This is a genomic window from Streptomyces sp. NPDC036813 (genome assembly GCF_055609245.1).
The window spans coordinates 34,435-48,508 of the sequence record NZ_JBVJPV010000019.1 but is presented as its reverse complement, the minus strand read 5'-3'; the positions used below and the strand labels follow the sequence as shown (position 1 = coordinate 48,508).

Annotated in this window: 14 protein-coding genes; 5 read left to right on the top strand and 9 right to left on the bottom strand. The window is 74.2% G+C overall.

The genetic code is table 11. The features are described from left to right. Nucleotides 1-56: 56 nt before the first annotated feature. The gene (locus tag ACZ67Q_RS32495; protein ID WP_471189524.1) at nt 57-1,388 is read right to left on the bottom strand and encodes an ABC transporter substrate-binding protein; all 1,332 of its coding nucleotides are present in this window, start codon (nt 1,386-1,388) and stop codon (nt 57-59) included. Beyond that, nucleotides 1,357-1,935: an MTB12 C-terminal domain-containing protein gene (locus ACZ67Q_RS32490; protein ID WP_471189522.1), complete on the bottom strand. Its 579-nt coding sequence runs from the start codon at nt 1,933-1,935 to the stop codon at nt 1,357-1,359. Before ACZ67Q_RS32490 ends, ACZ67Q_RS32495 begins: the two co-directional genes overlap by 32 nt. A 141-nt stretch (nt 1,936-2,076) precedes the next feature. On the opposite strand from ACZ67Q_RS32490, the gene ACZ67Q_RS32485 reads away from it, so the two are divergent. From ACZ67Q_RS32485 to ACZ67Q_RS32475, 3 genes are read left to right on the top strand one after another with little or no spacing between them, the layout of a single operon-like run. Further along, nucleotides 2,077-2,550, top strand: coding sequence for a hypothetical protein (locus tag ACZ67Q_RS32485; RefSeq protein ID WP_471189520.1), 474 nt, complete (start codon nt 2,077-2,079; stop codon nt 2,548-2,550). Then, nucleotides 2,550-5,438, top strand: a complete 2,889-nt coding sequence (locus ACZ67Q_RS32480) for an ABC transporter permease subunit (protein WP_471189518.1) — start codon at nt 2,550-2,552, stop codon at nt 5,436-5,438. The genes ACZ67Q_RS32485 and ACZ67Q_RS32480 overlap by 1 nt, the downstream gene beginning before the upstream one ends. Next, the gene (locus ACZ67Q_RS32475; protein ID WP_471189516.1) at nt 5,435-6,091 is read left to right on the top strand and encodes an ATP-binding cassette domain-containing protein; all 657 of its coding nucleotides are present in this window, start codon (nt 5,435-5,437) and stop codon (nt 6,089-6,091) included. The genes ACZ67Q_RS32480 and ACZ67Q_RS32475 overlap by 4 nt, the downstream gene beginning before the upstream one ends. A 174-nt stretch (nt 6,092-6,265) precedes the next feature. Here ACZ67Q_RS32475 and ACZ67Q_RS32470 read toward each other — a convergent pair whose 3' ends face one another. Next, on the bottom strand, nt 6,266-6,943 hold the full coding sequence (locus ACZ67Q_RS32470) for a transglycosylase family protein (RefSeq protein ID WP_471189514.1): 678 nt from the start codon (nt 6,941-6,943) through the stop codon (nt 6,266-6,268). 512 nt (nt 6,944-7,455) lie between these two features. Between ACZ67Q_RS32470 and ACZ67Q_RS32465 the strand changes: the two genes are divergently transcribed. Both ACZ67Q_RS32465 and ACZ67Q_RS32460 read left to right on the top strand, forming a co-directional pair. Next, nucleotides 7,456-8,250 (top strand): hypothetical protein, encoded by a 795-nt coding sequence (locus ACZ67Q_RS32465; protein WP_471189512.1) that lies wholly within the window; start codon nt 7,456-7,458, stop codon nt 8,248-8,250. Between the two features lie 539 nt (nt 8,251-8,789). Continuing rightward, nucleotides 8,790-9,182, top strand: coding sequence for a hypothetical protein (locus ACZ67Q_RS32460; protein ID WP_471189510.1), 393 nt, complete (start codon nt 8,790-8,792; stop codon nt 9,180-9,182). A gap of 74 nt (nt 9,183-9,256) precedes the next feature. Here ACZ67Q_RS32460 and der read toward each other — a convergent pair whose 3' ends face one another. From der to ACZ67Q_RS32430, 6 genes are all read right to left on the bottom strand, one after another. After that, nucleotides 9,257-10,735: a ribosome biogenesis GTPase Der gene (gene der, locus ACZ67Q_RS32455; RefSeq protein WP_471189505.1), complete on the bottom strand. Its 1,479-nt coding sequence runs from the start codon at nt 10,733-10,735 to the stop codon at nt 9,257-9,259. Nucleotides 10,736-10,814: 79 nt separating this feature from the next. Beyond that, nucleotides 10,815-11,402, bottom strand: a complete 588-nt coding sequence (locus tag ACZ67Q_RS32450; RefSeq protein WP_471189737.1) for a lysophospholipid acyltransferase family protein — start codon at nt 11,400-11,402, stop codon at nt 10,815-10,817. A gap of 53 nt (nt 11,403-11,455) precedes the next feature. Further along, nucleotides 11,456-12,151, bottom strand: coding sequence for a (d)CMP kinase (cmk, locus tag ACZ67Q_RS32445; RefSeq protein ID WP_471189503.1), 696 nt, complete (start codon nt 12,149-12,151; stop codon nt 11,456-11,458). Nucleotides 12,152-12,320: 169 nt separating this feature from the next. Then, a complete protein-coding gene (locus ACZ67Q_RS32440; protein WP_471189501.1) occupies nt 12,321-13,406 on the bottom strand; it encodes a prephenate dehydrogenase in 1,086 nt (361 codons plus the stop codon). Next, the gene (aroH, locus tag ACZ67Q_RS32435; RefSeq protein WP_471189499.1) at nt 13,403-13,765 is read right to left on the bottom strand and encodes a chorismate mutase; all 363 of its coding nucleotides are present in this window, start codon (nt 13,763-13,765) and stop codon (nt 13,403-13,405) included. The genes ACZ67Q_RS32440 and aroH overlap by 4 nt, the downstream gene beginning before the upstream one ends. A 102-nt stretch (nt 13,766-13,867) precedes the next feature. Continuing rightward, nucleotides 13,868-14,065 carry a YidB family protein gene (locus ACZ67Q_RS32430; RefSeq protein WP_471189497.1) on the bottom strand — a complete coding sequence of 66 codons (198 nt, stop codon included), beginning with the start codon at nt 14,063-14,065 and terminating at the stop codon, nt 13,868-13,870. Nucleotides 14,066-14,074: the final 9 nt, after the last annotated feature.

The following is a 14,074-nucleotide window of genomic DNA, read 5'->3' as shown; positions in this document are numbered from 1 at the left end:
AGTCTGCCAGGGCTTGCGGACAGGTTGTGTCCGTGAAGACGCGGCCGCCCGGGGGGTCAGGGTGTGTAGGGCAGTTGCGGCACCACGAAGCAGGTGCGGTTCATGTCGCCCTGCGTCACCCAGCCCTTGCCGTCCCGCCAGCGGGCCACCGACAGACAGGTGCGGCGGTCCTTCGGCGGCTGCGGCAGCCGCGCGAACTCGACGGGGAGCAGCAGACCGTGGGCGGTGTACCCGTTGCCGTGGCGGTTCATCCAGGCGTCCACGCACGCGCGCGTGACGCCGTGCCCCGCGCAGGAGCGGGCCGCGTCGGTGAACCACAGGGCCGCCGCCCAGCCCTCCAGCTGCCACTGGGAGTGCGCCGAGAGCCCCGCGGTGGCGTCCCGGAACTCCCGTACCGCGCTGTCGTGGGTGTCCTGGTAGTTGCGGCTCGCGCCGGTCGCCCACAGGGCGTTGCGGCAGTGCGGGGCGTCCCTGTAGTCCTGCGGGACGGTGGAGGTCCAGTTCTGCACGTTGGTCACCTTGGCCGTGACGTGCGCGCCGACCTCGTCCATCGCCCGGCACAGCTGGGCGTTGCCGTGGGTGTCGATCGCGTCGAAGACCAGGTCGACGTCCTGCTGTTTCAGGTCGGCGGCGACGGCCCGGAAGTTGGGCAGCGCGAAGTCGACCTCCTCGGTGACCACTTTGTACCCCTCGGCCTTCAGTCCGCGCTGGACGAGCCGGGCGTAGGCGGCGGACGCCGACTGGTTGTACGACACGACGGCGGCCGTGCGGGCGCCCTGTTCGCGCCGGAAGTACCGGTAGACCTCCGTGCCGCCGTACAGCTTCCCGCCCCAGCCCGGCGTGCCGTCGCGCGGCGCGAGGCTGCCGTAGATGCCGTACAGGTGCGGCCAGGTGTCGTAGGCGGCGCCGATGGGCTGTCCGCCGATGTCGGCCACGCCCGCGTGGGACACGCGCGGGGCGCCCGCGTAGTCGAGGGCGGTGGTGGCGACCAGGGCGACGACCTTGTCCTCGTCGATCAGCTGGTGCACGCACGCGTTGTTGCCGATGCCGCTGCCGCCGTCGTCGCACAGGTGCACCTCGACGCGGCGGCCGGCGATGCCACCGCGCGCGTCGAGCCGGTCGAAGAAGGCCTTCGCGCCGTCGCGCGGCCCGGTGAAGGTGCTTCCGCCGACCGGGCTGGTGGCACTCGTGATGATGCCGACCCGGATCGGCGCGCCCTGGCTCGGCGCAGACGGGGACGCGCGCGTGCCCTGCTCGAAGTCGCGCTCCGGCAGGCGGCTGCCGCATGCCGCGCTCAGGGCGAGCAGCAGCGCGGCGACGGCGACGGCGACCGTACGGCCGACATGGCCCGCGGGGTCAGCAGACCGGGATCGCCGACGCGGACGCATTGCCGCTCAGCTTGACCAGCGCGCACAGCGTGCTGACGGAGACCTTCCACGTGCCGTTCTGCTGAACCGCGACGCCGGCCGCGTTCGGCAGGGCAGTGGCGCCCTGGACGACGAGGTCGTACGTCACGGCCGCCCGGGTCGGCGACGTGAACGTCACCTTGGTCACCTTCGCGTGCGCCTGCCGGTTGCGCGGGTCGTTGCTGAAGGCGTACAGGACGGGGGCCATGCGGACGCCGTTCTCCAGGACGGCCTGCTTGTCCTTGAGCGACGTCGACGGGTCGAAGAACTTCTCCCAGTTCTGTTTGATCTCCTTCTGTGCCGCGGCGGGGTCCGCGGGTGCCATGGGTGCGGCGCTGGTCGTCTGCTGCGCGGAGGGCGTGGCGGACGGCGTGGCCTTGCCGCCCCCGCCGTTGTTGTCACTGCACGCCGCGAGGGCCGGGGCGAGAATGAGAGCGAGGGCGGCCGCCAGCGCCGTTCCCCGTCCCGCCGCCCCTGGGCCGCGCCCCGTACGTGCCGTCCCCCGCCTGAGGTCGCTTCCCAGAACCATCTGGCTCACCACCGGGTGTCGGTCCGGGCGATCTACGCCCGGTGCTTTCAGGGTCGGCGCACAACAGACATAGTGCAAGCCATCGGCCTTCAAGGGCATACCGGACAGGGCGGGTGGCTGCGTGACGTGTGGGAGCCAGCGATGCGGACAGCGAAGCTGCGGACCGTGCACCCCGTCCTGTGGGCCGGCTGGGCGGCGCTGGCCGCGGGCGCGGTGCTGTGCGTCATCGGCTGGTACGGCGTCTCGGGCGAGCGGTTCGCCGAGCGGCAGCTCCCCTATCTGGCCTCCTGCACGGTGCCGGGCGGAGCACTGATCGTCGCCGGGGCGGTGCTGCTCAGCCACGGCCGGGACGCCCGCGCGGCCGCGCGCATGGAGGAGCTGTACGGGCTGCTGGTGGCGGCCGGGGCCGACGGGGAGGACACGCCCGGGCCCGCCGCCGCACCGGTCGCGGTCAGCGGGCGGATGCTGATGATCCCGGGCGGCACGCTGCGGCACCGCGCCGACTGCCCGCTCGTCGCGGGCAGGGAGCAGGCGCTGCCGGTCGATGGCCGGCTGCTCGCGGAAGGGACACTGGCCCCCTGCCCGATCTGCGAGCCGGACACCGCGGAGGGCTGATGTCCTCCCTCACCTACGACCTCACGCTCGCCGGGCTGTCGGTCGGCAGCGCCGCCGCGCTCACCGGGATCGGGCTGATCGTCACCTACCGGGCGACCGGTGTGCTCAACTTCGCGCACGGGGCGATCGCGATGGTCTGCGCGTACGCGCTGCGGCAGTGCGTGGTGGTGTGGGGCTGGCCGCTGTGGCTGGGCGCGGTGGTGACGCTGGTGGTGCTGGCGCCGGCGATCGGCGTGCTGCTGGAACGGTTCGTCTTCCGGCCCCTCGCGGTGCTCGGCGGCGACCCGGCGCGCACCCTGGTGGCCTCCATCGGGGTGTTCGTGCTGCTGGTCGGCGGCGCCGTGCTGCTGTGGGGGCAGGGTGCGCGGGACGACGCGCCGCAACTGGTGTCGGCCGACCCTTGGGGGCAGCTGACGGTGGCACTGCTGCTGGCGGCCGGGGTGTCCGCCGTCATCCGCTGGACCCGGTTCGGGCGGGAGCTGCGGGCCGTGGTGGACGACCGGCAGCTGGCCGTGCTGGGCGGTATCGACGCCGACCGGGTGGCCGCCGCGGGCTGGGCGTTCGGGGCGTTCACGGCCGGGCTGACGGGGGCACTGCTGGCGCCGTACGTGCGTCTCGACCCGTACGGGCTGCCGCTGCTGGTGATGGAGGTGGTCGCGGTCGCGGTGGCCGCGCGGATGCGCAGCCTGCCCGTGGCGGTGGTGGTCGCGCTCGGGATCGGGGTGGCGCAGAGTCAGCTGACGCGGCTGCACCCCTCCGGCTGGGCGCAGCCGCTGCTCCAGGCGGTCGGCGCGAACCTGTTCGTGGTGGCGCTGCTGGTGGCGGCGCTGGTCCTGCCCGGCATCGGCCGCCGCGGCGCGCTCCCCCACCCGGTGACCGCACGCGCCCCGGCCGCACCGCACGGCGCCTGGATCGTCGCCGTCGTGCTGTTCCTGCTGCCGCTGGGCCTGGCCGGTTCGGACCTGCGGTCGGCGGTGCAGGTGCCCGCGCTGGCCATCGTGCTGCTGTCCCTGGTGGTGGTCACCGGCCGGGGCGGCCAGATCTCCCTCGGGCAGGCGGCGTACGCGGGCCTGGGGGCGCTGTTCACGGCGCTGCTGGCGGCGGGCCGCTTCCCCGTCCTGCCGCGGCTGCCGGAACTGACGGCGCTCGCGGTCGCGGTCGCGCTGGTGGCACCGCTCGGGCTGCTCACCGGCTGGCCGGCGATCGGCCGTCAGGGCCTCGCGCTGGCCCTCGCGACCTTCGCCGTCGGCGTCGGCGTGAGCCGGTTCGTCTTCGCCCAGCCGTACGCCACGGCCGGGCTGTCCCTGGACCGCCCGGCCGGATTCGCCGGCGACCGCGCCTACTACCTGCTGGAACTGGCCCTGCTCGCGGCCGCGCTGCTGGCGACGCGGCTGCTGCGCCGGGGCCGTACCGGGCGGGCCCTCGCGGCCATGCGGGACCACGAGGAGGGCGCGGTCGCGGCGGGCGTCCAGGTGCCCTCGCTGAAGCTGCTCGCCTTCGTGTGCGGCGCGGCGCTGGCCGCCCTGGGCGGCGGCCTGCTCGGCATGGGGCTGCGCGCCTTCGACCCGGGCACGTACGACCCGGTGCGCGGCCTGCTGTGGTTCGCCGCCGTGCTCGTGCTGGGCGCCGACAGCACCCTGGGCGCACTCGTCGCGGCGGCCCTCCTGGTCGGCCTGGACGCGGGCGCGCGCGGCGGGGTGGCGGCGGCCCTGGTCGGCGTCCTGGCGGCGTTCGTCGGCCGCTTCCCCGGCGGCCCGTACGAGGCGCTGCGCTCGGCGGCGGAACGCCTGCGGCCCGGCGGCGGGGCCCGTCTGACGGCACTCGGTGCCCGGGTACGCACACGGCTGCACCAGGCATCCCAACGGCCCCCCGGGCGGGCGAGGCTGACGGGCGTTACGGCGGTGTCGGCGGCCGGAGGCGGCGGGGAGGCCGCGTTGCCGGGGCGGGGCCGGGGCGGGCACGTCGGGAGGCGCCCGGCGGACGGGTCGACGCCGGGCCTGGCCCACCCCGAAGACGCACCGAGCCGGACCCACCCGCAAGCCACACCGGTGTCGGAACGGCACCACCCGCAAGCCACACCGGCGCCGGACCGGACTCTCCCCCACGTCACGACGGCGTCGGGCCTCGCCGCCCCGGTGACCGGCGAACCGAGGGCTCGTCCAGCTACCGCCGCCGGGCCCGTCCCCGTGCTCGCCGCCCGGGGTCTGCGCGTCCGTTACGGCGGGTTCACGGCGCTGGACGGAGTCGATCTGGAGGTCGCCCACGGCCGGGTCACCGCGGTCGTCGGGCCCAACGGGGCCGGGAAGAGCACGCTGTTCCACTGCCTGGCCGGGACGGTGCGGCCGGAGCGCGGGCAGGTGCTGTTCGGGCGACGGGAGGTCACCCGGCTCCCGGCATACGCCCGCACCCGCCTGGGGATCGCGCGGACCTTCCAGCAGCTGGCCGTCTTCCCGTCCCTCACCGTCGCCGAGAACGTCCGTATCGGCGCCGAACAGGGCAGGGTCACCGACCCGGCGGCGGTGGAGCGGGCACTGCGGCTGTTCGGGCTGGACGGCCCCGTCCGGGCGCTGCCCGCCGCCGGGCTGCCCACCGGCATGCTGCGCCGCGTGGAGCTGGCCCGGGCACTCGCGGGCGGCCCGCGGGTACTGCTGCTGGACGAGCCGGCCGCCGGACTGGACACCGCCGAGGTGACCGCGATGGCCCGGGTCCTGCGCGCGCTGGCCTCGGACGGCACCACGCTGCTCGTCGTCGAGCACGACCTCGACCTGGTCGCCGACCTCGCCGACGTGGTGCACGTGATGACCGCCGGCCGGGTCGTCGCCTCCGGGCCGCCCGGCCGCGTCCTGGACGCCTTCGACGCCAGGGCCGGACAGGAGGCGGGCGCATGACCCTCGTCCTGCGTCACGCGCGCGTGCGGTACGGCCCCCTGGAGGCCCTGCACGGTGTCACGCTGACCGCACCCGCCCCGGGTCTGACGGTCCTGCTGGGCCGCAACGGCTCCGGTCGCAGCACAGCCCTGCGCGCCCTGGCGGGGACGGTTGCGCTGGCCGCCGGGGCGGTGCTGTGGGACGGCGCGGACATCACGCGGCTGCCCGCGTACGAGCGGGCCCGGCGGGGCCTGTGCCTGGTTCCGGAGCGGCAGGCGGTGTTCGGCTCGCTCACCGTCCGCGAGAACCTCGCCCTCACCGCCGGCGCCCACGACGCAGCCCTCACCGCCTATCCGCAGCTTGAGCCGCTGCTCGCGCGCCGCGCCGGCACGCTCTCCGGCGGTGAGCAGCGCATGCTCGCGCTGGCCCGGGCGCTGTCGGCACGCGCGCGTGCGGTGCTCGTGGACGAGCCCACGCAGGGCATGGCGCCCGCGGTGGCCGCCCGCACCTACGAGTTGCTCGCCTCGCTCGACGCGTGCGTCGTCCTCGCCGAACAGCGGCTGCCGCCGGCGCTGGGCGGCCGCCGGACGGTGGTGGTGTACGAACTGCGGCGCGGCAGCGTCGTCTTCGGCGGCGAGGCGGCGGAGCTGGAACGGCGGGGATCCGCTACGTGAGCGGCCCCACCGGGACTCCAGGGAGTGTCGATACAGCCACACGGGCCGTACGCGGTGCCGGTACAGCCACCGGTCCTGCAGGGAGTGCCGGCCGGCCACCGGTGCTCCGTCGGGTCGGGACAGCCCTGGGGGCCCCACCCGGCCGGCTGACCGGGTGGGGCCCCGAGGCGTGGCTCAGAGGTGGCGGAGCGCGAGTCGCATGCCCGGCTCGATCAGGTCCGGGTCGCTGCCGATGACGCTCTTGTTCGCGGCGTAGATCCGCTGCCAACTCGTCCCGTTGTGCGCGGCGATCTCGCTGAGCGTGTCGCCCTGGCGCACGGTGTAGTCACCGCCGCGCGCGGATCCGCGGTCGGCGTGGCCGTTCGAACGGGTCGGTGCTTTCATCGGCTTCGACTTCGACGAGGACGTCGACCGCTTCGGCGCCGACTTCGCCGAGACGGGGTTCGCCGCGGGCGCGTCGCCGTACGCCCCGGCGTGGCCCGAGCAGACCGGCCAGGCGCCCCAGCCCTGGGCGCGCTGGACCTTCGTGGCGACCGCGATCTGCGCGGACCGGGAGGCCTGGTCGGCGGTCGGCGCGTAGGCCGTGCCGCCGTAGGCGCGCCAGGTGCTCGCGGAGAACTGCAGCCCGCCGTAGTAGCCGTTGCCGGTGTTGATGTGCCAGTTGCCGCCGCTCTCGCACTGGGCGATGCGGTCCCACACTCCGCCGTCCGCCGCCGCGGCGCCACCGGCCGAGGCGAGCAGGCCGAGGGGGGCGAGGAGCGCCGCACCGGCGAGGACCGCCGTCGTTCGGGCCTGCCCCTTGGTCAGGGTCTTGCGGGCGGTGGTGCGGCTGTTATCGGCACATTCGGACATGTAGATCCCTCTCGAACGACTCGAGGTCCCCCAAGGCGGACCGCCACCCCTCGCGCATCGGCGCGGGGGTCGCGCTCCGCCCCGTCCACCGGGGGTGGTGCTCCGCGACGCGGCGCGGACCGGTGGACGTACTCGAGCGGTGCTCGTTGCACACGGCGGAGGAATCTAGAGAGCCCGAGGCCCGGCATCAACCAATTCGCCGTCATTCCAGGCCAGTTGGGAGTTACCCGGGGTATCGGCGATTTCCGGCCACCCACTACATCCGCAAATATGATGACATGTCACCCATCGACCGCGCCTGCCTGTGAGCCACTTCACCGCGCCAACATCCTTGACGGCTCGAACACTTGACGCTGAGTGACCGGTTCCGCTGTGGAGTTGACCGTACGCGTCGGTTGAGGGGATTCCGTTCCCGCGCGTGCGTGACCCCCACCACAGATCGTCCGTTGTGCTCTTCATGAGCCGGGGACCACCCGGCGCCGCCAACGCACCGCATCCCGAGGGAGCCACCCGTGCCGCGCATGCTCGACGTCAGCGACGAGGTACGCGCCGAGATCGGCGATGAAGAAGCCGACCGGCTGCTCGCCGGGGAGAACGCCCCCGGCAGTTACGACTGCACCTCCTGCCGCACCCCGGGCGACCCCGAGCACGAACGCACCAGCACGGTGCTGTTCATCGGCGAGGAGACCGCCGTACTCGCCTTCGCCCACGCCGGCTGCCTGCCCTCGCAGGTCGTCCAGGTCACCGAGGAGCAGCTGCAGGGCGCGGTCCGCTCCATCGGCGGCGTCGCCGGTGGCCAGGGCGCCGCGGGTGAGCCGGTGAAGTCGGTGCCGGAGCAGGCCGTGCTCGGCGTGACCAGCGGACTGGTCCTGATCGCCGGGGAGTTGCACCCGGCTCTGGTGGTGGAGCCGACCGGACCGATCGTGCGCCCCGGCTCCACCGGCACCGGCGACGACTTCCTGCCGCTGCTGATCGAGCACGGCTTCATGCCGCTGCCCGAGCTGTCCGCCGTACCGCCGGTGCTGCACGGCTGGTCCGTGTTGCTGGCGATGGGGCAGCTGCACGCGGTCCTTCAGCCCGGCGTGGACGGCGGCCAGCCGGTGGCCTGGTGGCAGGCACACCAGCCGCTGCAGGTCACCGAGAGCTGGCGAGCGGCCGCCAACAAGCACCAGCAGGTGCTGATGTTCGCGGCCCCGGTCGGCTCCATCGGCCGCCAGCCCCGCGAGGACCTCCTGCGCGACGCTCTGGACAAGGCGGCGGCGACCGGGCACCTGGTCGCGGCCACCCTGCCCCTCGCCGGAACCTGAGCCGCCCGGCGGTCCGGGCCGCCCCGTCCGGCGCCGAGCCCGCGGCCCACACCGGTCGGCCCGGCCCGGACGTGAGCCCAGGGCGGGGATCTGAGGACCCCGGCCCACCTCGGCCCCGGCCCACCCCTCGGCCCCGGCCCACCTCGGCTCCGGGTCTGGGCCGGCTCCCACAGAGAGCCGCAGCCGAGGCGTCCCGCCACCGGCCAGGGCTGCCGCCCGGGCCCGAGCCCGGTCGGGGCCGACCAAGCCCTGCTGACGGCACCGGCTGACGGGCCCCGGCCTCCACCCGAGGCCGGGGCCCGCTCGGACGAGGCCTGCAGCCGAGACTGCCGGTACGGGTCCTCCCCGCCCCGCCCCGCCCGACCCGCAGTCGACGCCCGCACGACCCGCCCGGAACCAGCCGCGGCCCGCCCGTCGGCCTCACCCTCCCCCGACCCGCGCCTCGGGCCCAGGGACGCAAGCCGTGGTCACCCGGCTCCCGGTCGTCGCCGGGCGCGCCGTGGCCGCATCCCATGACGTGCCGCATCGTTGGGACTTACGTGCACAACTACGACGTTCCCCGCCGCCAGAGCTTCTCCTCGGTTCCGCCTCCGCCGCGGATGGGGCAGGAGTCGCACCGCGGCCCATCGGCCACGCCGATCTACGACGCGCTCTACGCCGAGTACGTCAAGTCCTTCCGCTCGCTGCCCGGTGACCGCAGCGGCGAGGAGGAGCTCGGGTTCACCGCCTTCGGGAGCATCCGGCACGCCGGCCCGGCCGTCCCCCGGCCGGGGTCGTTCTCCAGCTCGTACAGCGCCTACAGCGCGGGAGCCCAGAGCGCCCGCGTCGGCCGGCAGTCGGCGTGGCAGCGGGTCGGCCCGGTGGCACAGCCCGGCGGGCCCACGCAGTTCGTGCCGGCGGCGCTCCCACCCGGGCGGCCCGCCGGCAGCTGACGGCCGTGGACACAAGGGGGCGGCCCCCAGGTCCGTGACGGACTCGGGGGCCGCCCCCTTCGGGCGCGCCCGGACTACTTCTTCTTGCCGCGCTTCTCGCGCACGCGCACGGAGATGTGGATCGGCGTGCCCTCGAAGCCGAACTCCTCACGCAGCCGGCGCTCGATGAAGCGCCGGTAGCCCGCCTCGATGAAGCCGGAGGCGAAGAGCACGAACCGCGGCGGCTTGGTGCCGGCCTGCGTGCCGAACAGGATGCGCGGCTGCTTGCCGCCCCGGATGGGGTGCGGGTGGGCGGCGACCAGCTCGCCGAGGAAGGCGTTCAGCCGGCCGGTCGGGACGCGGGTCTCCCAGCCGGCGAGGGCGGTCTCGATCGCCGGGACCAGCTTCTCCATGTGCCGGCCGGTGCGGGCAGAGACGTTGACGCGCGGCGCCCAGGCCACCTGGGCCAGCTCGGTCTCGATCTCCCGCTCCAGGTAGTAGCGGCGCTCCTCGTCGAGGGTGTCCCACTTGTTGAAGGCGAGGACGAGCGCGCGGCCCGCCTCCACCGCCATGGTGACGATCCGCTGGTCCTGCACGGAGATGTTCTCGGAGGCGTCGATCAGGATGACCGCGACCTCGGCCTTCTCCACGGCGGCCGCCGTACGCAGCGAGGCGTAGTAGTCGGCGCCCTGCTGGAGGTGGACGCGCTTGCGGATGCCCGCCGTGTCGACGAACTTCCAGGTCACCCCGCCCAGTTCGATCAGCTCGTCGACCGGGTCGCGGGTGGTGCCCGCCAGCTCGTTGACGACGACGCGCTCCTCGCCGGCCACCTTGTTCAGCAGGGAGGACTTGCCGACGTTCGGGCGGCCGATGAGCGCGATCCGGCGGGGGCCGCCGACGGCGGTGCCGAAGGACTGCTCGGGCGCCTCGGGCAGCGCCTCCAGGACGGCGTCCAGCATGTCGCCGGTGCCGCGGCCGTGCAGCGCGGAGACGGGGTGCGGCTCGCCGAGACCGAGGTTCCACAGGTAGGACGCGTCGGCCTCGCCGCTCGGGCCGTCGACCTTGTTGGCGCACAGCACGACCGGCTTGCCGGCCTTGCGCAGCAGCCGCACGACGGCCTCGTCGGTGTCGGTGGCGCCGACCTTGGCGTCGACGACGAAGACGACCGCGTCGGCGGCCTCGATGGCGTACTCGGCCTGCGCGGCGACGGAGGCGTCGATGCCGAGGACGTCCTGTTCCCAGCCGCCGGTGTCGACGACCTTGAAGCGGCGGCCCGCCCACTCGGCCTCGTAGGTGACGCGGTCGCGGGTGACGCCGGGCTTGTCCTCGACGACGGCCTCACGGCGGCCGATGATCCGGTTCACCAGGGTCGACTTGCCGACATTGGGGCGGCCGACGACGGCGAGCACCGGCAGCGGGCCGTGCCCGGCCTCCTCGATCGCGCCCTCGACGTCCGTGACGTCGAAGCCCTCTTCCGCCGCGAGCTCCATGAACTCCGCGTACTCGGCGTCGCCGAGAGCCCCGTGATCGTGCTCGTGTACGTCCGAGCCGTCGGGCTGGATGTGGTCGTTCATGAAGTCCGTACCTCGTCGTTCAATCGTGGTGATCGGTGGAGCGGGCCACAGGTGAGCCTGATCCACTACTCAGTGTCGCCTAGCGGCCGGTCAGTCGCCTGGCGTTTTCCAGGTGCTCGGTGAGCTGCTTCTGGATGCGCTCGGTCGCCTCGTCGAGTGCCCTGCGCGTACGCCGCCCGCTTCCGTCGCCCGCGTCGAACGGGTCGCCGAAGACGACGTCGATGCGGGAGCGCAGCGGCGGCAGCGCCTTTATCAACCGTCCGCGCCGCTCGGAACTTCCCAGCACCGCCACCGGCACGATCGGCGCTCCGGAGCGCACCGCGAAGTAGGCGAGACCAGCGCGCAGGGAAGCGAAGTCGCCCTCGCCGCGGGTGCCCTCCGGGAAGATCCCGAGGACGCCGCCGGCCGCCAGGACGTCCAGCGCCTGCGTGATCGCGGTGCGGTCGGCCGTGGAGCGGTCGACCTTGAGCTGGCCGATGCCGGTCAGGAACGGGTCGAGCGGTCCGATGAACGCTTCCTTCTTGATCAGGAAGTGCACGGGCCGGGGCGCCACGCCCATGACCATCGGGCCGTCGACGTTGTGCGAGTGGTTGACGGCCAGGATCAGCGGGCCGCGCGCCGGCATCCGCCAGGCGCCCAGCACACGCGGCTTGAACAGGCCGTACATCAGGCCGACGCCGATGCGCCGCCCGACGTCCGCGCCCCGCTCGGACACAGCGGTCACTTCCCCGCCCGCTTCTCCTCGACGAGGGTCACCACACACTCGATGACCTGGTTCAGGCTGAGGTCGGTGGTGTCCACCTCGACGGCGTCGCCGGCCTTGGCCAGCGGCGAGGTCTTGCGGCTGGAGTCGGCCGCGTCCCGCTTGAGCAGCGCCTCACGCGTGGAGTGCACGTCGGCGCCCTTCAGCTCACCGCTGCGCCGGGCGGCGCGGGCCTCCGGGGAGGCGGTGAGGAAGATCTTGAGGTCGGCGTCCGGCAGCACGGTCGTACCGATGTCCCGGCCCTCGACGACGATGCCGTTCTCCGCGGCGGTCGCGATGGAACGCTGCAGCTCGGTGATCCGGGCCCGCACCTCCGGCACCGCGCTGACCGCGCTGACCCGGGAGGTGACCTCCTGAGTACGGATCGGACCGGAGACGTCGAAGCCGTCGACGGTGATCGTCGGCTTCTCCGGGTCGGTGCCGGAGACGATCTGCGGCTTGCCCGCGGCGGCGGCGATCGCGGCGGGATCGTCGACGTCGACGCCGTTGGTCACCATCCACCAGGTGATCGCCCGGTACTGGGCGCCGGTGTCCAGGTAGCTCAGCCCGAGCTGCGCGGCCACGGCCTTCGACGTGCTCGACTTGCCCGTGCCGGAGGGACCGTCGATGGCGACGATCACAGGCGGAACAGTCTGGGCGGCGCCGTTTTCCACGGGGGGACACCTTCCTGGTGCGAGGCGGTGAGCGGGGTGCGGGGCGCACGGCCCTAGGGGGACGCCCCGCACAAGGTTACTGGCTCCGCGACGCGCCTCTTACTGCCGGACGGCCCAGCCGCTCACGCAGCGCCTTACCGCCGGACGGCGCAGCCGCTCACGCAGCGCCTTACCGCCGGATGGCCCAGCCCCGCTCGCGCAGCGCGGCCGTGAGCACCGGCGCCGCCTTCGGCTCGACCATGAGCTGGACCAGGCCCGCCTGCTGCCCGGTCGCGTGCTCGATCCGCACGTCCTCGATGTTGACCCCGGCCCGTCCGGCGTCGGCGAAGATGCGGGCCAGCTGCCCGGGCTGGTCGTCGATGAGGACGGCGACGGTCTCGTAGACGCGCGGCGCGCTGCCGTGCTTGCCGGGGACGCGGACCTGGCCGGCGTTGCCGCGGCGCAGCACGTCCTCGATGCCGGCGGTGCCGTCGCGGCGCTTGTCGTCGTCGCTGGACTGCAGCGCCCGCAGCGCCTGGACCGTCTCGTCCAGGTCGGCGGCCACGTCGGAGAGCAGGTCGGCGACCGGACCGGGGTTCGCGGAGAGGATGTCGATCCACATGCGCGGGTCCGAGGCGGCGATCCGGGTCACGTCCCGGATGCCCTGCCCGCACAGCCGTACCGCCGCCTCCTCGGCGTTCTCCAGACGGGCGGCGACCATGCTGGAGACGAGGTGGGGCATGTGGGAGACCAGCGCCACGGCCCGGTCGTGGGCGTCGGCGTCCATGACGACCGGCACCGCGCGGCAGTGCGAGACCAGCTCCAGGGCGAGGTTCAGCACCTCGGTGTCGGTGTCCCGGGTGGGGGTGAGCACCCAGGGGCGGCCTTCGAAGAGGTCCCCGGAGGCGGCGAGCGGCCCGGACTTCTCCCGGCCGGACATGGGATGCGTGCCGATGTACGCGGACAGGTCCAGGCCGAGCGCCTCCAGCTCGCGGCGCGGTCCGCCCTTGACGCTGGCCACGTCGACATAGCCGCGGGCCGCGCCCCGGCGCATGGCGTCGGCGAGGACGGTGGCCACGTGGGCGGGCGGGGCGGCGACGATCGCCAGGTCGACCGGGCCTGCGGGCGGCTCGTCGGTGCCGGCGCCGAGCGCGGCGGCGGTACGGGCCTGCTCCGGGTCGTGGTCGACGAGGTGGACGGTGACACCGCGCTGGGCGAGGGCGAGGGCGGCGGAGGTGCCGATCAGGCCCGTGCCGATGACGAGTGCGGTCCTCACTGGGCGATGTCCTTGCGCAGGGCGGCGGCGGCGCCGAGGTAGACGTGGTTGATGTCGGCGCGCGGCTTGTCCGACTCGATGTGGGCGAGGACGCGCACAACGCGGGGCATCGCGCCCTCGATGTCCAGCTCCTGCGCGCAGATCAGCGGCACGTCGACGATGCCGAGCTTGCGGGCGGCGGCCGCCGGGAAGTCGCTGTGCAGGTCGGGGGTGGCCGTGAACCAGATGCTGATCAGGTCGTCCGTGCTCAGGCCGTTCCGTTCCAGGAGTGCGGTGAGCAGCGCCGACACCTGCTCGTCCATGTGCCCGGCCTCGTCCCGCTCCAACTGGACGGCCCCCCGGACCGCTCGTACCGCCACGGCGCTGCTCCTTGCGTATCTGCGTATCGGGTCTGCTGTGCGACCAGCCTAGTCAGCCCACGGCCCGGGGGCGTGCGACGCCCGTCCGCTGAGACGCGGGAGTCAGGGGGCCTGCCGCCGGATGTGTTCCTCCAGCGCCCCGGCCTGCGGCACCTGGCCTTCCGGGGTGAGCCGGTCGACCGTGTGCGGCAGCGCCTGGGCGAGGTCGTCGGCGGCCTGCGCCGGCGTGACGCCGGCCTCCCGGGCGACGCGTTCCATGGTGTCCGCGCCGAGCGCCGCCCGGAGCTGGTCGCTGGTCACGGACCGGTT